Genomic DNA, 21,658 nt, shown 5'->3' on the forward strand with positions numbered 1-21,658 from the left:
TGTTAACCTCTGGCTTTTCGTAATGAAAAATCCGTGTCCTGATAATAACTGTTTTTGACAAGGACGTTCGGACCGAGGCACCGGACGTTTGTGCAGCGGCAGTTCAGCTCTTTGCTCAGCTTCGTCTGTCTCCACTTGTCATATGCTTCAGGAAGGCTGTCTGTTTTAATATTGCCGAGCGGCGGTGTATCGCCGAAATCCGTGACAATGATATTTCCGTCAAAAATGTTGACATTCAGGCGGGAGCGGCCGTCAGGGTCGTTTCGCACCGTAACGTTTTTCGCTTCCCGCAGGCGGCGGAGAAGCTTCTGGTCTTCTTCATCAGGACTGCATGCGTAAAACGGGAGCGTACCGAACAGCATCCATGTCTCTTCATCTCGAATGTCGAGCAGATGATGGATGGCCTGTCTCATGTCTTTCAGGCTGAGTGATTCAAGCGCGCTGGCGAAATCACTCGGATACATCGGATGGACTTCGTGCCGCTGGCATTTCATTTCTTCGGTAATTTGCCGGTGAATATGTTCGATATGCGGCAGTGTCCGTTTGTTGAGCATCGTTTCCGCTGAAACCATTACACCTGCTTCGACCAGCGTGCGGCTGTTTTCAATCATTTTGTCAAAATAGCGCGCCCGCTGTTCAAATGTCGGTTTCTTCTCCATCATCGCAAATCCGATGTCGGCAAAGTCCTCGACCGTTCCCCAGTTGTGAGAAATGTGAAGAACGTCCAAATAGGGAATAATCCGTTCGTAGCGCCCGATATCAAGCGTCAGGTTTGAATTGATCTGTGTGCGCACGCCGCGTTCATGCGCATATTTTAAAAGCGGGACGACGTATTCCTTTACCGATTTCAGCGAAAGCATCGGTTCGCCGCCCGTAATGCTGATAGAGCGTAACAGAGGAATTTCATCAAGCCGCTTTAATAAAAGGTCGATCGGCAGCGCATTCGGGTCTTTCGGCTGGAGCGTGTACCCGACGGCGCAGTGCTCGCATCGCATATTGCACAAAGTCGTCGTTGTGAATTCAACGTTCGTCAGTTTCATATCTCCATACTGGTCGACATCCATGTACGCTTCCCAAGGATCGTACTCCGGTGTGATCGGACGCAGTGTTGTGTTTTGTGTCATGACTATCTAACTCCTTTATAAATGGGGCATACTAACGTCTGCCAACTGTTAATTTTAGACCTGATCTGCCAAGATCGCAAGTAGCGGAACCATTGAAAAACGGCAAAAAATACGCTACCATTATAAAAAATGAATGGAGTGGAAGTATGGGGAATGCAGTAAACAGCAAAGATCAGCAGCTCGATTACTTAAAGAACAGACTCGATATGTTTATGAATGTCATTGATTCATTAGACCCTGAATCAACGGACGTTGAAGATATAGACCGGCTCATCGGCATGCTTGATGATCTGGAAGCAAAATACGAACGCTTTAAAAAGGATTGGGAATAAACCCCGGCGGATGCCGGGGTTTTTCTTTTTCCATAATGCGGCTGTATAAAAGGGCAGGGCCTACTGCAAAATAAGGAAAAATGCAGAAGGAGTGCTGGTCATGAAATGGTTTTGTTCAATTTGCTGCATGGCCGTTTTACTTGCGGGAGGCATCAACAGCGCAGAAGCCGTGCCGAATGAACGGATAAACTGGGGCTTTAAACGCAGCGTCAATCATCAGCCGCCAGATGCCGGCAGACAGCTGGACAATCTGGTCAAAAAATATGATGCCTTTTATTTAGGCAATACGAAAGAAAAGACCATCTATTTAACGTTTGATAACGGATATGAAAATGGGTACACCCCGAAAGTGCTTGATGTGTTAAAAAAACATCACGTCACGGGCACTTTTTTTGTCACGGGTCATTTTGTGAAAGAGCAGCCTGATTTGATTAAACGGATGTCAAAGGAAGGCCATATCATCGGCAATCATTCTTTTCATCATCCTGATCTGACGACAAAAACGGGCGATCAGATTCAAGACGAACTCGATTCCGTCACGGAAGCTGTGTACAACATTACCGGAAAGCGGGACAACCTGTATCTCCGTCCGCCGCGCGGCGTATTCAGCGAATATGTCCTAAAAGAAACGAAGCGCCTCGGCTACCAAACCGTTTTCTGGTCCGTCGCATTTGTCGACTGGAAGGTTAACGAGCAAAAAGGGAAACAATACGCCTATGATCACATGATAAAGCAGGCGCATCCCGGCGCGATCTACCTTCTTCACACCGTTTCAAAGGACAATTCAGAAGCTCTGGACGATGCCATTACCGATTTGAAAAAAGAAGGCTACACGTTTAAAAGCATTGATGACCTGATGTTTGAGAAAGAAATGAAGCTGCCGCGCCTGTAGAAAACACCTCTCCTGGTAATGGAGAGGTGTTATTTTGTTATTTTAAGCTTTTAATCAGTGCAGCCCAATCCAGATCCCCGAAGCCTTGTTCGATCCCGCTTTCAAAATGGCTCTTGGCCAGCTCGGCAAGAGGGAGTTTTGCGGAAACCTGTTCAGCGGCGGCGAGCGCCAGATTGGTATCCTTCAGCCCTAAAGACATTTTGAAACCGGCCGGCTCAAATTTCTCCTCAGCCATCATGGTTCCGTAATTTTGATAGACTGGAGAACCAAAGAGCGTGCCGGCGATTTCTAAAAATTGTTTCCGTTCTAACCCGTATTTCTCCATCATTAAAATGATTCAGATAACGCCTCCAGCATGGACACGAGCAAGAAATTGACGCTGATTTTCGCGGCATTGGCCGTTTTTGTTTCTTCACCAGTGTCCAATACTTGCTGACTCAGGATGTTAAGCAGCGGTTCGGCCTTTTTCTTCGCTTCTGCCGGTCCGGCTGTGATGATGCGGAGTTCGGCCTTCTCGGCGGCATCGGGGCGGCCGAGGACGGGAGCGGCGATAAAGGACTGCCCTCTGCCCGAATGTGCGGCGGAAAGCTGTTCTGACAGCGTTGTACTGATCGTGCTCATCGAAATATGAATGCCGTTTTCAGATAACCCGGCAATAATGCCGCAAGCTCCGAAAGTCACGTCTGTTACGGCTTCATCGTCTGACAGCATGGACAGCACGATATCCGCATGTTCAGCTGCCTGGCGGGGCGTTTCGGCATATTCGGCCCCTTTTTCCAGCAGGTCAGCCGCTTTTTCTTTCGTCCGGTTATATACAGTCAGGCTGTATCCGGCTTTCATGATATTTTCGGCGATGGGGCGGCCCATATTGCCGAGTCCGACGATGGCGATCTTCATTTGACAGTCCCTCCAATGAAAAGTTTTCCACCATTATACATGCAAAATGGTTAATCCGCTGTGTACAGGATTGCCACTTTCAGTTCAGGTTCGGAAGACCATCCGGAGTCTGAGGCGGCTTTCCCCTTATAAAATCCGGTAAACCGCGTTTTAATGATTGTTTTTGAATGGGGTTTTACAGTGAATGTTTTTGATTTGAATGTGACGTCCTTTATGTTTTCTGATAAATCCGGGGTGACAGAAATGGTTTGTTCCCCTTTTCCGTAATGATTGATATAAAGCGTGCAGCTCATGCCCGCTCTTTTTCGCTCAACCAGATGACTGCATTCGCTGCGGTGCTTCAAATATTCGACAGCCTCTTTTTCGGGCGCGAACTGTTTTAAGGAAAAAGCAGCATATTCAGTGGCGGGACTGATACCGGAAGCGGCCCCCATACTGAGAAAGATCAGAAACAGCCCCGCTGCGGGAAGCGTCCGCCTGAACGCGGCGGCACACCAGATTAACGCCGCAAAGTAAAGCAGGACCCCGGGGATGACGGAGATATGGGCTCCATCTTCCGGCCAAGAGGAATAGCCGAGCGACTCAAAGATGTAATCAGACACCGTACGGCCGTTATACAGCGGGGCAATGGACATGACACTGAAAGCCAGGAGGACAGAAGAAATGATTTTGTGAGAAAAGATGGTAACGGCGCACACCTCTTTACGTTTTTTTCCAGACTATCATGTTTTCTTAAAAAAAAGAACAGCCCGCAGCCGTTCTTACTTGAAAATATTAAACCAGCCTTTGCGGGCGAACCAAAACAGCATGGCGGCCACAAGGACGGCCATTACGCCCAAAACGATAAAATACCCGTATTTCCAATGAAGCTCAGGCATGTTATCGAAATTCATGCCGTAAACCCCTGCGATGAACGTCAGCGGGATAAAAATGGTCGAGACGATGGTTAATGTCATCATAATGGCGTTCATCCGGTTTGAATTCAGCGTCACATAGCTGTCCCGCAAATCTGACGTCATATCACGGTTTGACTCGATCAGCTCGGCCAGTTTTAACAGGTGGTCATAAATATCGCTGAAATACGCCTTCGTTTCACGGCTTTCTTTTACATGGTCAAGGCTCAAAATCCGGTACATTAAATCGCGCATCGGAATGATCGTCCGTCTCAGGTTCAAAAGATCAGTCCGCAATTCAAACACTTCATTCATTAAAGTGCCGTAAGATTTATGGGTTCTGCTGTCTTCAATTTCATTCAGCCGGTCTTCAATTTTGTACAGCACGGGGAAATATTCATCGACAAGCTGGTCCATAATCATATAAGTGATGTGCCCGGGCCCTTTTTTGGCTAATCCCGGAGAAGCGAAAAACCGTTCTCTCACCTTTGAGACGCCGGGCGATTCGTGCAAATGGAAGCTGACGATAAAACGGTCGGACTGAAAAATGTCCACCTCTTCCATTTCCAGTGTGTCCGGGTTCAAGGCGTGGAGCACATAAAAACGGTAGCCGTCATAATGGTCGATTTTCGGCCGCTGCATATGCTGAAAGCAATCCTCGATCGCAAGCGGATGAAAGTGAAAATAATCCCGCAGCAGCTCGGTTTCATGCATCTCGGCGCCGAAAAAATCAATCCAGTACCATGCGATGTCCGGTTGTTCTGTACGTGATAGGGGGATATTATCTAATATCTCATTATGTGTTGTGATTGCGGTTATATGTATCATAAACAACCCTCCGCCTGCCATTATATCATGCGGCGTTATGAAGAAAAGTATACGAATTGCCGCCCGGCCGCTTCATGATATACTTGGACAAAAAGGGGTGGAGCATATGTGGAAGGAAACGGTTTCGGTCACGCCGCCGTATCATTTTGATAAAGTCCTTGAAAGGCTGTCGCTCGATCCGCTGAATGCGGTCGATCTTAAAGCAAGGTCAATCAAAGTGCCGCTCAGAACACGGGACGGCAAACTGTCCGTCATCACGGTTCAAGGGGAAGGCACCGCCGCAGACCCGGTTTTTCTCGTCAGCGGAGAAACGGACCGCAAAGAGATGATTGAACGGATCAAACACATTTTTCAGTGGGAACAGCCGCTTCAGCCTGTGCTTGATCATTTCTCAAAAACAAATCTGTCGGCGCTTTTTGAGGAACATGCGGGAACCCCGCTCGTCTTGGAATATGACGTCTACAACTGTCTCATGAAATGCATCATCCACCAGCAGCTCAACCTGTCTTTCGCATTTACCTTAACGGAACGGTTCGTCCATGCCTTCGGTGAACAAAAAGACGGCGTCTGGAGCTATCCCGAGCCGAAAACGATCGCGGCGCTTGAGTATCAGGACTTGCGGGAGCTCCAGTTCAGCATGAGAAAAGCGGAATATGCGATTGACATTTCACGGATGATTGCAGAAGGAGCGCTCAATCTGGCGGAACTTACCCATTTGTCGGATGAAGACATTATGAAAAAGCTGATCGCCATCAGAGGCATCGGCCCGTGGACCGTCCAAAACGTCCTCATGTTCGGTCTCGGCCGCCCGAATCTGTTTCCTTTGGCGGACATCGGCCTGCAAAACGCCGTCAAACGCCGCTTCGCCCTAGAGGATAAACCGTCAAAAGACGTAATGCTCCAGGTAAGCAGCGAATGGGCGCCGTATTTAAGCTATGCGTCCTTGTACTTGTGGAGAAGTATTGAATGATGAGGATTTTGGAAACTTCCAGTGAAAAACATGAAGGAACCGCCGGCTGCATGTTATACTGAAAAGATGTGATATTTCAAATCAGCCGTTTTCCCATGAGGAAGGCTTTATATAGAAACGGAGAGAAAAAAACGTGAATCAACATCAAAAAAAGGCGCCTGCCGAATTGAAAATCGGACAGACATTTCCGCTGACCATCAAACGTCTCGGCATTAACGGAGAGGGCGTCGGCTATTTTAAGAAAAAAGTTGTCTTCGTTCCCGGCGCTCTGCCCGGTGAAGAAGTCGTTGCCGAAGCGACAAATGTGCAGCCGAAATTTTCAGAAGCACGCGTCAAAAAAATCCGCAAGCCGTCTGAACACCGTGTCACGCCGCCATGTCCGGTCTACGACCAGTGCGGCGGCTGTCAGCTTCAGCATCTGGCATACACCCAGCAGCTTCGCGAAAAACGCGACATCGTCATTCAGTCTCTGGAACGTCATACGAGATTCAATGTCGAAGAAATGAACATTAAAGATACGATCGGAATGGACAACCCTTGGAATTACCGGAACAAAAGCCAGTTCCAAGTCGGACGCTCGCAAAGCGGCAGCATCATTGCCGGCTTATACGGACTTGATTCCCATAAAATCGTCCCGATTAAGGAATGCATTGTCCAGCATCCGGCGACAAACAAAACAACGGGTATCGTCCGCCGTATTTTGGAAAAACACAACGTATCTGTTTATAACGAACGGACCAAAAAAGGCGATGTCCGCACCATCGTGACGAGAGTCGGTTTTGAAACAGGCGAAGTGCAGGTCGTGCTTGTCACCGCGAAAGAGACACTGCCGAATAAAGACGAGATCGTCAAAGCCATTCAGAACCGTCTGCCGGAAGTGAAATCGATTATTCAAAACATCAACGGCGCGCGCACATCCGTCATTTTCGGTGACAAAACAAAAGCGCTGGCCGGAAGCCATGCCATTCAAGAAGTGCTCGGTGACGTGTCCTTTGAACTGAGCGCCCGCGCCTTCTTCCAGCTCAACCCTGAGCAGACGGTTAAGCTGTATGACGAAGTGAAACAAGCGGCTCAGCTGACAGGAAAAGAAAAAGTCGTAGACGCGTATTGCGGCGTCGGTACGATCGGCATGTGGGTTTCAAACGGCGCAAAAGAGATCCGCGGCATGGACGTCATTAAAGAATCAATTGACGATGCGAAGAAAAACGCCAAAAAACACGGCATCAAAAACGCGGCATATGTCACAGGAACAGCCGAACACTGGCTCCCGAAATGGACGAAAGAAGGCTTCCGCCCTGACGTGGTCATCGTCGACCCGCCGAGAACGGGCTGTGACAGAACATTTTTAGATACCATCAAAAAAGTAAAACCGAAACGCTTCGTCTACGTATCCTGCAATCCTTCCACATTGGCGAAAGACTTGCAGACGCTGTCGAAGGACTATCGCGTCGAATATATTCAGCCTGTTGATATGTTTCCGCAGACGGCTCATGTGGAAGCCGTGGCGAAGCTTGTATTAAAATCGTCTAACTAAAATAAACAATTCGTAATCAGACCTGGATTTCGGTATAAACATTTCCGATTTCCGGGTCTTTTTCATGTTTTGCCCTTGTCCTGACTGTTTTTTGTCTTTATTTAACTGATAAAAAGAGTTGAAAAAACGGCGGGGAAATCGAGTGGAAAACAACCAAGCAGGCTGCTTTCTATTAACACTTTCTTTTTTCCGTTTGGAAACGGCATTACAGATAAAATATGAAGATCTTGTTGTGAATCAGAAGCAATAACAAGTCGTTCAAGTTCTGTGAATACTTGTAATTTCAGTTAATATTTTGTAAACTTCTTTAATAAGTAATTATCGCGACAATCATGCTTCATCATATAATGATGTTAGATTGTCACTTGCTAAAAAGTATTGGAGAAAAGGAAATGGATAAAGTAAACAAAAAACGACCGTTATTTAAAAGAAGTTGGTTTCAAACGTTGTTGGCATTTTTAGTTTCACAGCTTTATTTTAATTTTGCAGTATTAACGGGATGGGGTCCTAATTATAGAGAAATGAATGGATTCCCAGCAAACATAGTTGAACTGGATTTCTTTCAAACATATCTTTCATTCTATGATAATCCATGGTTTAATATTGTCACTGTTTTCTTGGGGGTTTTCACTGTTATACACATAATCACAGGTATAACAAAGGATATTCGAAATGAAAGCCATAACTTCTGATGCCTTATTTAATGATGAAAGAAACTTTCTTATTAATCTTATGAATGAAGACTGCGGCAATTAGTCAGCAGTCTATTTTATTGGTTCTGGATCAGGATTACCGAATCGTAATCTTATACAAACATATATAGGTGATTGTATAAAGATATTAACATAAGGGGTTTGAAAGCCAATCGACCCTTAGTACATATACTGTATAGAGCCAGAAGCCACTTGTTGCGTTGGTTATATTTCTAAACCATGAGCAAATCTCAAATGGTCCAGATTGAAGTTTTGAATTCTTTTAAGTTCGAGTTTATTTTCTCTTCCCATCCCCTTACTCCATACCATCCCCAACTCATTTTGCTTAATCATATTATTTCTTGAAATTCGTTTTCCGCAAATGATATTGAGATACGGATATGGTGCAGCGTTAAATATTTTATCTTCGATAACAGGACAAATATTTTGCATTGGTAATAGGGAGAACTCATATGATATTCTATTTAGGTTGGAATCCTTTTTGTCCAAAAAGAGCAAAAGTAAGGCCGCTAAGAAAGATGAAGGTCAGCGCTACTACTAATAAACCACAATATAAAAAAATAGGTGTAGATAATCATCACACTTTTTTCTCTTTCGAACCGATTATATGGTTAAGGAGTTGTAAGGTGTTCTATCATATCTATTCTACTTCAGTTTGCTTTTCACTTTTTAACGAGTAAAAAGTGAAATGTTCAAAATTTACTATCGTTTGATAAGAAGTGCTGACACATGCTATAAGTGTAAAAGAAGCATGGTCAGTTTTTAATTTTGGGATAAAGGTTTGGCTGTATCCCATCATGAAAGGATTTGGATTTGTTATGACCGATAATTTCTGGCGTGAATTACCACGGCCATTTTTTGTACTGGCACCAATGGAAGATGTGACGGATGTCGTTTTTCGCCATGTTGTGAGTGAAGCAGGCAGACCTGATGTGTTTTTCACAGAGTTTACAAACTCAGAAAGTTATTGTCACCCGGATGGGAAGGATAGTGTGCGCGGCCGTTTGACTTTCACGGAGGATGAACAGCCGATGGTTGCCCACATATGGGGAGATAAGCCTGAAAACTTTCGCCAAATGAGTATTGGGATGGCCGAATTAGGGTTTAAGGGCCTGGATATCAATATGGGCTGTCCTGTACCTAATGTGGCGGGGAATGGAAAGGGAAGCGGCCTGATTTGCCGTCCTGAAGTTGCAGCCGAATTAATACAGGCGGCGAAAGCAGGAGGTCTGCCGGTAAGTGTGAAGACCAGACTTGGCTACACGGATATAGACGAATGGCGCGGCTGGCTGACACACATACTGAAACAAGACATTGCGAATCTTTCCATTCATCTGCGTACAAGAGCGGAAATGAGTAAAGTAGATGCGCATTGGGAGCTCATCCCGGAAATCAAGAAACTTCGTGATGAGATAGCGCCGGATACCCTTTTGACGATCAATGGGGATATTCCTGACCGTGAAACCGGCTTGAAACTCGCTGAACAATACGGTGTTGACGGGATTATGATTGGACGAGGCATTTTTACCAATCCATTCGCCTTTGAAAAGGAGCCGAGAGAGCATAGCAGTAAGGAATTGCTTGATCTTTTGAGATTGCATCTGGATCTTCATGATGAATATTCAAAAGCAGAAGCTCGAGCATATAAACCGCTCCCCCGCTTTTTCAAGATATATCTCCGCGGATTCCGGGGAGCAAGTGAATTAAGAAATCAATGCATGAATACAAAGTCAACAGATGAAGTGCGTGCATTGCTCGATGACTTTGAGAGAAAGTATCTTGATGGGATGGAGCAAGAGTGACATAAACAACCTTCATCCGGCCCGGATTTCGATTTGAATTCCGGGTCTTTTTGTGTGCAGTTTTTACCCAGACAGATCCATGGCCAGTTTCGTCATGCAGAAATAAACGAATAATGGTACATTGATAGGAGATACATCATAAAGGGGGAGAGAAAAATGAAACGACTGTGCATCATCCCCTGCGGCAAGAAAAAAATTTGGGATGTCCATTCAGATACAGGTCCGGTAAGGGCGGAAGACGCTTATCTCAGCCCGTTGCATCAGGCGTGCGAGCGATATGCGAAAGCATTTTTCGATGAGTGGGTGATTTTGTCGGCGAAGCACGGATTCCTTTGTCCGGATGATATTGTTCCCGGAAATTACGATGTCACTTTTGGAACCGGTCATCCGGAGATCATGGCAGCGGACGAGCTGCGCCGTCAATTTCATGAAAAAGGCTTCTCCGACATCGAAGAGCTTGTCATGCTTGGCGGGAAAAAATACCGAAGCGTCCTAAACGCCGTCATCGGAGAGCATCAGCATATCACCTGGCCTCTGTCATCGTATAAAGGCATTGGCTACATGCTTCAAGCGCTGAAACGGGCTGTTGAAGAAAAGCATGAACTGCAGCACGTGGATATGAAAAAAAGAGTGTAACCACTCAAACGCCACGATAGACTGTATGCAGAAGAATGAAGCAGTTAAAAGATTTCCGAGGAAATAAATACGTCGATCATTGTCAAAGACAGGGTGATGCCCGGTCTTTTTTGTATGCCATAAAACGAGACAAAGGGAACAGATCGAGACAAAATGAGACACCTGTCTCAAACTGTCTCCATTGTAAAAATAAAAACATTCATTTTACGGGCTTCAAAGGCTGGCATGCTTCTTGCATTTATAAGTGTGAACCCTAAATAGAAGGAGGCGCACAAAATGGAATTGTTAAAACGAGAAGGCTTGTCATTAACTGAGGAAAAAGCGCTGTGGATGTACCAAAAGATGCTGGAAATCAGGGGCTTTGAAGACAAAGTGCATGAACTTTTCGCACAAGGAGTGCTTCCCGGATTCGTCCATTTGTATGCCGGTGAAGAAGCGGTAGCTGCGGGGGTGTGCGCTCATTTAGATGATGGCGACAGCATTACAAGCACACACAGGGGACATGGCCATTGTATCGCCAAAGGCTGTGATCTGGACGGCATGATGGCGGAAATATTCGGAAAAGCGACCGGACTGTGTAAAGGCAAAGGCGGTTCTATGCACATTGCGGATCTTGATAAAGGCATGTTAGGCGCAAATGGAATCGTCGGGGGCGGATTCACGCTCGCATGCGGATCAGCGCTCACGGCTAAATATAAACAAACTAAAAATGTAAGCGTTTGCTTTTTTGGGGACGGAGCCAATAACCAAGGGACTTTCCATGAAGGGCTGAACTTAGCGGCAGTATGGAACCTTCCTGTCGTGTTCATCGCCGAAAACAACGGCTACGGCGAAGCCACGACATTTGAGTACGCGTCAGCCTGTGATTCAATCGCCGATCGGGCGGCTTCCTATAACATGCCGGGGGTCACGGTGGACGGAAAAGATATTTTAGCGGTTTATCAGGCAGCCGGGGAAGCGATAGAAAGAGCAAGAAACGGCGGAGGCCCGTCTTTGATTGAATGTATGACTTACAGAAACTACGGACATTTCGAAGGAGATGCCCAAACTTATAAAACAAAGGATGAAAAGGCTGAGCATCTTGAAGAAAAAGATGCCATTCAAGGCTTTAAAAACTATCTTCTAAAAGAAACAGATGCAAATAAACTGTCAGACATCGAACAGCGTGTCAGCGAATCGATTGAAAAAGCCGTCTCGTTCAGCGAAAAGAGTCCATATCCGAAAGAGTCGGAGCTGTTGACAGACGTCTACGTGTCATATGAAAAAGGGGGAATGTGAGATGGCGAGAGTCATAAGCATGTCGGACGCGATCAATGAAGCAATGAAGCTTGCGATGAGAAAAGACGACAATGTGCTTGTAATCGGTGAAGATGTCGCCGGGGGAGCGGCGGTCGATCATTTGCAAGATGATGAAGCATGGGGCGGTGTACTGGGGGTCACAAAGGGGCTCGTACAGGAATTCGGGCGCAGCCGAGTGCTGGATACACCGATTTCTGAGGCGGGCTACATGGGTGCGGCCATGGCTGCGGCATCCACGGGGCTGAGACCGATTGCAGAACTGATGTTTAACGATTTTATCGGCACGTGCTTTGATCAGGTGATCAACCAAGGGGCGAAATTCCGCTATATGTTCGGCGGTAAAGCGCAAGTGCCGATCACCGTCCGCACCACATACGGAGCCGGGTTCCGGGCAGCCGCTCAGCATTCGCAGGCGCTGTATGGCCTGTTCACCAGCATCCCGGGTCTGAAGACGGTTGTGCCGTCCAATCCATATGACGCCAAAGGTTTGCTGCTTTCGGCAATAGAAGACAATGATCCGGTATTCTTTTTTGAAGATAAAACGTCCTACAACATGAAGGGCGAGGTGCCGGAAGATTATTATACAATCCCGCTCGGAAAAGCGGATATCAAACGCGAAGGCAGCGACATCACGCTGTTTGCGGTCGGCAAGCAGGTCAATACCGCGCTTGAAGCGGCTGCGCAGCTTTCTGAGAAAGGCATCGACGCCGAGGTGCTTGATCCCCGGAGTCTGTCTCCTTTAGATGAGGAAGCGATTTTCACATCGTTAGAAAAAACAAACCGGCTGATCATCATAGACGAAGCCAATCCGCGCTGCAGCATCGCCACGGATATTGCTGCGATTGTCGCCGATAAGGGCTTTGATTTGCTTGATGCGCCGATTAAGCGGATTACAGCGCCGCATACACCGGTGCCGTTTTCGCCGGTGCTTGAAGATCAATATTTGCCGACACCAGACCAAATTGTCAGCGTCACGCTTGAATTGCTTGGCGAGCCGGCAATGAATTAAAGGAGGGATATAGAATGGCTGTAAAAGTAGTAATGCCGAAGCTGGGAATGGCGATGAAGAAAGGTGAAGTATCCGTCTGGAATAAAAAAGTCGGCGACCCGGTTGAAAAGGGAGAAAGCATCGCCAGCATCAACTCGGAAAAAATAGAAATGGAAATAGAAGCGCCTGAAAGCGGCACGCTTCTTCATATTAAAGTCAAAGAGGGGGAAGGAGTCCCGCCGGGAACGCCCATCTGTTATATCGGGGAAAACGGCGAAGAAGTGCGGGAGAAGGAGGCGCCGGCTCCTGAAAATGCAGGGAAACCGCAATCTGAACCTGAACATATGCCCGCTCCCAAAGCCGGGCAAAAGCGTAAACACCGCGTGAAAATATCTCCCGTTGCCCGAAAAATGGCGGAGAAAGCCGGGTTGAAAGTTGATACGCTGAACGGGACGGGGCCCGGAGGCAGAATCGTAAAAGCTGACGTCATCAAGGCCATGAAGACGGAATCTGAACCGCAGTCTTCGGTTCAGACGGCACAGCCGGAGGGAAAACCGGCTTCAGCGATGAGAAAAGTGATTGCAGACCGAATGCACAAAAGCCTGCAAAACAGCGCCCAGCTGACGCTGACGATGAAAGCGGACATTACGGAGCTTGTGAAATGGCAGCAGCAGCTCGCCGACAGCGCGAAAAAGCGGAGCGGTGTTAAACTGACGATCACACATTTCGTATCCCGGGCCGCGGTGCTCGCGCTGAAACAGCATCCTGAGCTGAACAGCTCTTATCAAGAGGAGCGGATCATCACCTATCCATATGTCCACCTCGGGATGGCGGTTTCTCTTGAAAACGGTCTCGTCGTGCCGGTGATCCGGGATGCGGAAAAGCTTTCATTCCTTGAGCTTGCGGATCACATCAGCACATCGGCACGCCGGGCGCGGGAAGGCAATGCTTCCGGAGATGACCTGCACGGATCGACATTTTCTATTACAAATCTCGGGGGTTACGGAATTGAGCATTTCACCCCGATTCTTAATCCGCCTGAAGCCGGTATTCTCGGAGTAGGCGCAAGCTATGAAACGCCGGCGTTTAAAGGAGATGAGCTTGTTAAAAGCACCATGCTGCCGCTAAGTCTTACCTTTGATCACAGAGTATGTGACGGCGCACCGGCTGCGGACTTCCTGAAAACGGTCAAAGCGCTGCTTGAAGAGCCGGCCGGATTGATTTTATAGAGAGGGTGAAGAGATTGACACTAGCCATTATCGGCGGCGGGCCTGCCGGATATGCAGCTGCCGTGACTGCCGCGCGGAGGGGAGAAGAAGTCGTTCTGATCGACAAAGGGCCGCTCGGAGGCACTTGTCTCAATGAGGGGTGCATCCCGACAAAGTCGCTTTTGGAAAGCGCGAATGTGCTCGATAAAATCAGGCATGCAAATACATTCGGCATCGAACTGCCGCAAAACATTACACTCAATTGGGCCCGCATGCAGGGGCGCAAACGGCAAATCGTCAGCCGGCTCGTGCAGGGAATTCAATACTTAATGAAAGCAAATCAGATTAAAGTCATCAGCGGGACAGCTTCATTTCTCACAGAGCAGACATTGCTTGTTGAAGGAGAAGGAGGCGCAAAAGACATTCTGGAAGCGGATCGGATATTGATTGCATCCGGATCTGAACCGGCGGAGCTGCCGTTTGCCCCATTTGACGGCGATTGGGTGATCGACAGCAAAGATGCGCTTTCTTTACAGAAAATCCCTTCTTCTCTGCTTATTGTCGGGGGAGGTGTGATCGGCTGTGAATTTGCCTCTTTATTCAGCCGGTTTAAAACGAAAGTGACGGTGATTGAATCGGCTGACCGGCTGCTCCCGGCAGAAGACGGGGAAATCGCCGCCGTTTTCGAAGACTCTTTAAGAGACAGCGGGGCTGATATTCAGACAAAAGCCGCCCTTCAACGGATTGATAAAGAAAGGAAAACTGCCGTGTGGACAAAAGACGGCAAAGAAATTGAGGCGCAGGCTGATCACGTTTTGGTTGCAATCGGGAGAAAGCCGCGTTTGCATGGCTTGAATCTGGAGCAGGCCGGCATCCGGTATTCTCCGCGCGGTATTGAAGTCAATGACCATATGCAGACCAATGTGCCTCATATATACGCATGCGGCGATGCGGCCGGAGGAATGCAGCTCGCGCATGCCGCCATTCATGAAGGAATCACAGCCGCCGCGCATGCCACGGGAAAGGACAGCAAAGTCGATATGCGGGCGGTGCCCCGCTGTATTTATACATCGCCGGAAATGGCCGCTGTCGGGCTGACGGAAACACAGGCGAGAGAAACATACGGAGATGTGAAAATCGGAGAATGTTCATTTTCTGCTAACGGAAAAGCGTTAATTAAACATCAGCATGGCGGCAAAATGAAAATCATTGCCGAACCGGAATTCGGAGAAATCGTCGGCGTGTCAATGATCGGGCCGGACGTGACGGAATTGATCGGTCAGGCGGTCATGATGATGAACGGTGAAATGACGGCGGATATGTCGGAGCACTTTATCGCGGCGCATCCGACTCTGTCAGAGACGCTTCAGGAAGCCCTGCTGAATGTCACCGGACTTGCGGTGCATTCCGTATAACCGGAATACCCTTTCTCAGATGAGAAGGGGTATTTTTCGTTGAAAGCGCTTTATTTTTCCCCTACAATATATGAAAAGATGGTCTGAACAGGGGGGAGCGAATACAATGAATGTCATTCGGAATGATTTTAAAACCTGGAAGCGCTTTGTGAAAGAAGGCGTGCTTGATGAATCCCGTATTCAGAAGCGGGTGGCGGCCTCATGGCACCGCTGCAAAAAAGCCGACGTCAACCCTTATCTCGAAAAGGGGCCGAATGTAATGCCGGCAGATCATTTAGAAAGGCAGGCCGAAAAGCATGCGTTATTTTTAGCGGCCTCAACGCCGTATGCAGAAAGAATGAAAACGGCAATGCGGGAAATGGAAATGATGGTTCTCCTGATTGATTCAGACGGCGTTGTCCATTCAGTTGACGGCCACCCGCGCACCATTCATGAAGCGAACCGCATCAATTTCTTAAAAGGCGCCCGCTGGACGGAAACGGCCGTCGGCACGAATGCGATCGGGACGGCTCTTTATACAAATGAGCCGGTCATGATACACGGCTCTGAACATTATTCGCTCGCTTCTCATCAATGGAGCTGTTCCGCCGCGCCGATCCGTTATGAAGACGGACGGCTGGCGGGTGTCATTGATATTTCCTGCCCCGCCGCCCGCGCTCAGCCTTTTATGCTCGGAATTGCCTCCTCCATCGCTTATACGGCGGAACGGGAGCTTGCCCTAAAGATCAAAATGACAGAACTTGACATGATCAGCAAATTCGCCGGGCTTACCCGGTCTCACGATCCGATCGTGCTTTGCAATGAAATGAGCCGGGTTATCGCCGCAAGCCGTCCCGTTCAGCATTTTACCGGACATACGCTGCGCGAGCTTGAGGAACAGGGCTTTCACATCAAGCAGGCGAAGCGGGAGGAGAACGGCTACACGTGCATTTACTTGTCCAAACGAGAAGAAAAGCCTTCTTTTATATTCCATGGTGCGGCAGGCAAAAGCCCGTCATCCCGACATATGCTCCAGCAGCTGGAGCTTGTCGCCCGAACGGACGCAACCGTCTGTCTTACGGGAGAAACCGGGACGGGAAAGGAGGTTGCCGCCCGGGCGATTCACAACAACAGCTCCAGGAAAAACGGTCCGTTTATCGCCGTCAATTGCGGAGCGGTCCCCGAAAAGCTGATTGAAAGCGAACTGTTCGGCTACTCGGAAGGCGCCTTCACCGGGGCCAAACGGAAAGGACATAACGGCGCTTTGCAAAAAGCCGATAAAGGCACGCTTTTCCTCGATGAAATCGGAGAAATATCACACTCCATGCAGGTCGCTCTGTTACGGGTGCTGCAGGAACGGAAAGTCACCCCGGTCGGCGGGACAAAAGAGATTCCCGTCGACATCAGAATCATCACTGCCACCCACACTGATCTGAGACAGCTTGTCGAATGCAAAAAGCTGAGAGAAGATTTATTTTACCGGCTTCACGTCTGTCCGATCCATCTCCCTCCATTAAGAGAACGCACCGAAGACATTCCCGGACTCTTCCTTGAATTTCAGCGAAATCGCGGCTGGCGGGGGGAGCTTCCTGATGACTTTTTAGACCTATTAAAGAGCCGGAAATGGCCGGGGAATATCAGGGAATTGTTTAATGTATTTGAACGTCTTTCCGTCATGTTCCCGGACGGACGGCTGTCAGGGCGCCCCATCGCAGCCCTGCTTGAAGCGTCAGGTCTTAAAGAGGCGGCCGAGTCTTATGAACAGGAAGAAGCGTCCCCCGTCTCCATCCGGGAGCACATTCAGAAAAACATCATCGTAAACGCGCTTGAATCAGCGAAGGGGAATGTCACGCTGGCCGCCAAAATGGCCGGAATCCCGCGGAGCACGTTTTACAAACGCCTCAAAAAATTCAAACTCACCGCCGGACAATTGTAAGAAACAAGCATACTTCTCTTGGCTGCCGGACACGTTATGTGTGAGGCCTAAAGGAGGTTTGAAACGTGAATACACAGCGTGCGAAAGACATTTCGGAATCCGCCGCCATGGCGTATGTGACATATGAAGGAGTCCCGATTTATATTCAGCATGTCAACGAAGACAAGGAAACAGCCAGAATTTTTCCGATCGGAAATCCACAATTTGAGCAGGAAGTGCTGCTTTCTGATTTACAAGAGCATTTTTGAGAATGGGTCTGCTGATGACAGCAGGCCTCTTTCGTACCTGTGGGAACTTTCCCGCTTTTTGAGAAAAATAACTAAAAATGATTAAATGATCTAACTCCTCCAAACCCGGTACAGATCGGACCTTCTCATGATATAAATAAAATGTAAACGTTATCAGAGGAGGGCTTCACATGACAGACAAATCATTCTCAATCGTTATTGCAGGCGGCGGCAGCACATTTACCCCCGGAATTGTATTAATGCTTTTGAATCACCTGGAAGAGTTTCCGATCAGAAAGCTGAAACTTTATGACAATGATAAAGAAAGGCAGGAGCGGATTGCGGGTGCGTGTGAGGTATTCATAAAAGAAAAAGCGCCGGACATTGAATTTTTGGCGACTGATGACCCAGAGACGGCTTTTACGGATGTTGACTTCGTCATGGCGCATATCCGCGTCGGAAAATATGCGATGCGCGCACTCGATGAACAAATCCCGCTGAAGTACGGCGTGGTCGGCCAGGAAACATGCGGGCCGGGCGGAATCGCATACGGCATGCGCTCTATCGGCGGTGTTCTGGAGATTCTTGATTATATGGAAACGTACTCGCCTGACGCATGGATGCTGAATTACTCCAATCCGGCGGCGATTGTGGCTGAAGCTACACGGCGCCTCAGACCGAATTCAAAAATATTGAACATCTGCGACATGCCGGTCGGAATTGAGGATCGCATGGCGAACATCCTCGGATTATCTTCACGGAAAGAAATGAACGTCCGTTACTACGGCTTGAACCACTTTGGCTGGTGGACGTCCATCACAGACCGGCATGGCAATGATTTAATGCCGAAGCTGAAAGAGCATGTCCGTGAATACGGCTACGTTCCGAAGACGGAGGTTGAACAGACTGAAGCAAGCTGGAATGACACATTCAAAAAAGCGCGCGACGTTCAGGCGGCTGACCCGGATACGCTTCCGAACACATATCTGCAATATTACTTATTCCCGGATGATATGGTGAAAAAATCAAACCCGAACCATACGAGAGCCAACGAAGTCATGGAAGGGCGCGAAGCTTTCATTTTCAGCCAATGCGATATGATTACGCGCGAACAATCATCGGAGAACAGTGAAATTAAAATTGATGATCATGCTTCCTATATCGTCGACCTTGCCCGGGCCATCGCTTACAACACAGGGGAGAGAATGCTGTTAATCGTTGAAAATAACGGCGCGATCGCAAACTTTGATCCGTCAGCCATGGTTGAGATTCCTTGTCTCGTAGGTTCAAACGGACCTGAACCGCTCTCAATCGGGAACATACCGCAATTTCAAAAAGGCCTGATGGAACAGCAGGTGTCTGTCGAAAAACTGACGGCTGAAGCGTGGGAAGAGCGGTCATTTCAAAAGCTGTGGCAGGCGCTGATCCTGTCAAAAACAGTGCCGAACGCCCGTGTGGCAAAACTGATTCTTGAAGATCTGATGGAGGCTAATAAGGACTACTGGCCTGAACTTGATGTAAGTCCATCTCATATTTCTTGATGACAATCGTCCCCGTTTTCTTTATCTGTTATTCTATATAATAGAAAGAAAACGGGGGGATTTTTGGGATGAGTCTTGAAGAACTGGTTAACCAGCATTACGCGAAATTAAATGACAACGATTTTTATATTTTAAAATATATATTGAATCATAAACATACGTGCTACCATCTCGGTATCAATGACATGGCGAAAGCCTGCAATGTCTCTCGGTCTTCCATCCTGCGGCTCGCCCAAAAACTGGGCTTCAGCGGCTACAGTGAATTCCGGGTTTTTCTGAAATGGGAGGATCAGCCTGAAGAGGGCGAGAATATGACGTTTGAAAAGCTGCTGGATGATATTGAAGCCAATGTAAAATACGTGAAGTCAAAAGATATGACGGAGATGTGCCGGCTGATAGATGAAGCAAAACGGATTTTCGTTTACGGATCGGGCACGGCTCAGAGGGTGTGCGCCCGTGAGCTGCAGCGGATGTTTGTATCCCGGCGGAAGTATCTGATTTTAATTCAGGACATTATAGAGTTTGATATCATGTGTGATGATTTTAAGGTTGATGACGTATTCATCATTATTTCTTTATCAGGTGAAACACCCGAATTAATTCCGCAGGTAAGGACCCTGTCCGCAAAGGGAGTTCCGTTTATTTCAATCACCAATCTGAAAAACAACGTACTGGCGCAAACGACGCCGTATAATCTTTATGCGACCAGCAAGCCGGTGACGTTAAGCGATAAAACGGAAATCGTCGCATTTGCCCCGTTTTTTCTGGTGGGCGAAGCGTTATTCCGTGCATATGTTGATTATAAAGAGCTCGAAAATTTTGATAAATAGCGGGAGGTCACGTGAAATGATGCAAAAAGTCCAGCGCTTCGGCAGCGCGATGTTTGTGCCTGTTTTATTATTTGCATTTTCCGGTATTGTTGTCGGTCTGAGTACGCTGTTTAAAAATAAAACGCTGATGGGGCCGCTGGCTGATCCTGACGGGCTTTGGTATCAATGCTGGTACGTCATTGAACAGGGCGGCTGGACCGTCTTTAATCAAATGCCGCTCCTGTTTGCGATCGGCATACCTGTCGCTTTAGCGAAAAAAGCGCAGGCACGGGCCTGCTTGGAAGCGCTTACAGTTTATCTGACATTCAATTACTTTATCAATGCGATTCTGACGGTTTGGGGCGGGGCTTTTCATGTCGATATGACTCAGGAAGCCGGCGGAACGAGCGGGCTGACGATGATCGCCGGCATCAAAACGCTTGATACGAATATTATCGGCGCCATCTTTATTTCATCTATTGTCGTGTATTTGCACAATCGTTATTTTGATAAAAAACTGCCGGATTTTCTGGGGATTTTTCAAGGATCTTCATACATCGTTATCATTTCTTTCTTCATTATGATACCGATTTCACTTGCGGTGGCATACGTATGGCCGATGGTTCAGTCCGGAATCGGATCGCTGCAAAGTTTTCTCGTTTCTTCCGGGGCGATCGGCGTGTGGATTTACACGTTCCTGGAGCGGATTTTAATCCCGACCGGTCTGCATCATTTTATTTACTCGCCGTTTATTTACGGTCCGGCTGTGGCTGAAGGCGGTATCGTCACCTATTGGGCGCAGCATCTCGGGGAATACTCTCAAAGCGTCAAACCGCTGAAAGAATTGTTCCCGCAGGGGGGATTCGCGCTTCACGGCAACTCGAAAATCTTCGGCATTCCGGGAATCGCGCTCGCTTTTTACGTCACGGCTTCAAAGGAAAAGAAAAAAATCGTCGCCGGCCTTTTGATTCCGGTCACCTTAACGTCCATTGTCGCGGGAATTACAGAGCCGATTGAATTTACATTCCTTTTTATCTCGCCGTTTTTATTTGCGGTTCATGCTTTGCTTGCCGCTTCCATGGCAACCGTCATGTATATGGCCGGCGTCGTCGGAAATATGGGAGGCGGTTTGATCGAAGCTGCGACCTTGAACTGGATCCCGCTGGCGTCAAGCCACGGCTTGACGTATGTATACCAGATCATCATCGGGTTGTGTTTTACCGCTATTTACTTTTTCGTCTTCCGTTTCCTCATTCTCAAATTCAACATCGCCACACCGGGCAGAGAAAAAGAGGAAGGGCAGGAAACAAAGCTCTATTCGAAAAAGGAGTACAGAGAACGGAAGCAGGCTTCAAAAGAAACAGCGGCGGCAGACGAAACACAGCGGGATACAGCCGCTTTGTATATTGAAGCGCTGGGCGGAAAGGACAATATTACGGAGGTCACCAACTGCGCCACCCGTCTCCGCGTCACTGTCGCTGATGAATCAAAGGTCAAAAGTGACGCCGATTTCAGAGAGCTGGGAGCCCACGGCGTCGTCAGAAAAGGCAGGGCGCTTCAGGTCATTGTCGGATTAGGCGTTCCGCAAATGCGGGAGCGTATTGAACAGCAATTGGATCAATAAGGTCAAAACCT

Annotated in this window: 19 protein-coding genes and 1 pseudogene; 16 read left to right on the forward strand and 4 right to left on the reverse strand. The window is 48.0% G+C overall.

What is annotated here, in order from left to right:
• Nucleotides 1-2 precede the first annotated feature (2 nt).
• Nucleotides 3-1,124, reverse strand: coding sequence for a radical SAM/CxCxxxxC motif protein YfkAB (yfkAB, locus tag AR442_RS03630; protein ID WP_014417201.1), 1,122 nt, complete (start codon nucleotides 1,122-1,124; stop codon nucleotides 3-5).
• Between the two features lie 146 nt (nucleotides 1,125-1,270).
• On the opposite strand from yfkAB, the gene AR442_RS03635 reads away from it, so the two are divergent.
• Nucleotides 1,271-1,456 carry an SE1561 family protein gene (locus AR442_RS03635; protein WP_003155558.1) on the forward strand — a complete coding sequence of 62 codons (186 nt, stop codon included), beginning with the start codon at nucleotides 1,271-1,273 and terminating at the stop codon, nucleotides 1,454-1,456.
• 100 nt (nucleotides 1,457-1,556) lie between these two features.
• Entirely contained in the window at nucleotides 1,557-2,348 is a 792-nt protein-coding gene (pdaA, locus tag AR442_RS03640; RefSeq protein WP_003155556.1) for a delta-lactam-biosynthetic de-N-acetylase, read from the forward strand.
• A gap of 37 nt (nucleotides 2,349-2,385) precedes the next feature.
• Here pdaA and AR442_RS03645 read toward each other — a convergent pair.
• From AR442_RS03645 to corA, 3 genes and pseudogenes are all read right to left on the reverse strand, one after another.
• Nucleotides 2,386-3,245: pseudogene (locus tag AR442_RS03645) on the reverse strand (NAD(P)-dependent oxidoreductase).
• Between the two features lie 50 nt (nucleotides 3,246-3,295).
• Entirely contained in the window at nucleotides 3,296-3,943 is a 648-nt protein-coding gene (locus tag AR442_RS03650) for a hypothetical protein (RefSeq protein ID WP_053285221.1), read from the reverse strand.
• A 63-nt stretch (nucleotides 3,944-4,006) separates the two neighbouring features.
• Nucleotides 4,007-4,966, reverse strand: a complete 960-nt coding sequence (gene corA, locus AR442_RS03655) for a magnesium/cobalt transporter CorA (protein WP_007408518.1) — start codon at nucleotides 4,964-4,966, stop codon at nucleotides 4,007-4,009.
• A 106-nt stretch (nucleotides 4,967-5,072) separates the two neighbouring features.
• Between corA and AR442_RS03660 the strand changes: the two genes are divergently transcribed.
• The 14 genes from AR442_RS03660 to AR442_RS03730 all read left to right on the forward strand — a co-directional run bounded on the left by AR442_RS03660 (nucleotide 5,073) and on the right by AR442_RS03730 (nucleotide 21,647).
• Nucleotides 5,073-5,936 carry a DNA-3-methyladenine glycosylase family protein gene (locus AR442_RS03660; RefSeq protein ID WP_053285220.1) on the forward strand — a complete coding sequence of 288 codons (864 nt, stop codon included), beginning with the start codon at nucleotides 5,073-5,075 and terminating at the stop codon, nucleotides 5,934-5,936.
• A gap of 133 nt (nucleotides 5,937-6,069) precedes the next feature.
• Nucleotides 6,070-7,470 carry a 23S rRNA (uracil(1939)-C(5))-methyltransferase RlmD gene (rlmD, locus tag AR442_RS03665; protein WP_014417212.1) on the forward strand — a complete coding sequence of 467 codons (1,401 nt, stop codon included), beginning with the start codon at nucleotides 6,070-6,072 and terminating at the stop codon, nucleotides 7,468-7,470.
• Nucleotides 7,471-7,862: 392 nt separating this feature from the next.
• A complete protein-coding gene (locus tag AR442_RS03670) occupies nucleotides 7,863-8,162 on the forward strand; it encodes a YfzA family protein (protein WP_021493861.1) in 300 nt (99 codons plus the stop codon).
• Nucleotides 8,163-9,001: 839 nt separating this feature from the next.
• Nucleotides 9,002-9,985 (forward strand): tRNA dihydrouridine synthase, encoded by a 984-nt coding sequence (locus AR442_RS03680; protein WP_007408522.1) that lies wholly within the window; start codon nucleotides 9,002-9,004, stop codon nucleotides 9,983-9,985.
• Between the two features lie 156 nt (nucleotides 9,986-10,141).
• Nucleotides 10,142-10,621 (forward strand): DUF6884 domain-containing protein, encoded by a 480-nt coding sequence (locus AR442_RS03685; protein ID WP_014417213.1) that lies wholly within the window; start codon nucleotides 10,142-10,144, stop codon nucleotides 10,619-10,621.
• Nucleotides 10,622-10,897: 276 nt separating this feature from the next.
• Nucleotides 10,898-11,899 carry an acetoin:2,6-dichlorophenolindophenol oxidoreductase subunit alpha gene (gene acoA / locus AR442_RS03690; protein WP_053285219.1) on the forward strand — a complete coding sequence of 334 codons (1,002 nt, stop codon included), beginning with the start codon at nucleotides 10,898-10,900 and terminating at the stop codon, nucleotides 11,897-11,899.
• Between the two features lies 1 nt (nucleotide 11,900).
• On the forward strand, nucleotides 11,901-12,929 hold the full coding sequence (gene acoB, locus AR442_RS03695) for an acetoin:2,6-dichlorophenolindophenol oxidoreductase subunit beta (RefSeq protein WP_007408525.1): 1,029 nt from the start codon (nucleotides 11,901-11,903) through the stop codon (nucleotides 12,927-12,929).
• A gap of 14 nt (nucleotides 12,930-12,943) precedes the next feature.
• A complete protein-coding gene (locus AR442_RS03700) occupies nucleotides 12,944-14,137 on the forward strand; it encodes a dihydrolipoamide acetyltransferase family protein (protein ID WP_022552767.1) in 1,194 nt (397 codons plus the stop codon).
• Between the two features lie 14 nt (nucleotides 14,138-14,151).
• Nucleotides 14,152-15,531, forward strand: coding sequence for a dihydrolipoyl dehydrogenase (gene lpdA / locus AR442_RS03705; protein ID WP_053285218.1), 1,380 nt, complete (start codon nucleotides 14,152-14,154; stop codon nucleotides 15,529-15,531).
• A 106-nt stretch (nucleotides 15,532-15,637) separates the two neighbouring features.
• Nucleotides 15,638-17,446: a sigma-54-dependent Fis family transcriptional regulator gene (locus tag AR442_RS03710; RefSeq protein ID WP_053285217.1), complete on the forward strand. Its 1,809-nt coding sequence runs from the start codon at nucleotides 15,638-15,640 to the stop codon at nucleotides 17,444-17,446.
• Between the two features lie 65 nt (nucleotides 17,447-17,511).
• Nucleotides 17,512-17,694 (forward strand): H-type small acid-soluble spore protein, encoded by a 183-nt coding sequence (locus tag AR442_RS03715; protein WP_003155535.1) that lies wholly within the window; start codon nucleotides 17,512-17,514, stop codon nucleotides 17,692-17,694.
• Between the two features lie 170 nt (nucleotides 17,695-17,864).
• Nucleotides 17,865-19,214: a maltose-6'-phosphate glucosidase gene (gene glvA, locus AR442_RS03720; RefSeq protein ID WP_053285216.1), complete on the forward strand. Its 1,350-nt coding sequence runs from the start codon at nucleotides 17,865-17,867 to the stop codon at nucleotides 19,212-19,214.
• A gap of 68 nt (nucleotides 19,215-19,282) precedes the next feature.
• Complete coding sequence (locus AR442_RS03725) at nucleotides 19,283-20,044, forward strand: MurR/RpiR family transcriptional regulator (protein WP_014417219.1); 762 nt, start codon at nucleotides 19,283-19,285, stop codon at nucleotides 20,042-20,044.
• 16 nt (nucleotides 20,045-20,060) lie between these two features.
• Complete coding sequence (locus tag AR442_RS03730; RefSeq protein WP_053285215.1) at nucleotides 20,061-21,647, forward strand: alpha-glucoside-specific PTS transporter subunit IIBC; 1,587 nt, start codon at nucleotides 20,061-20,063, stop codon at nucleotides 21,645-21,647.
• Nucleotides 21,648-21,658 lie beyond the last annotated feature (11 nt).

Origin of the sequence: Bacillus velezensis (assembly GCF_001461825.1) — a bacterium.
Lineage (GTDB): Bacteria > Bacillota > Bacilli > Bacillales > Bacillaceae > Bacillus > Bacillus velezensis.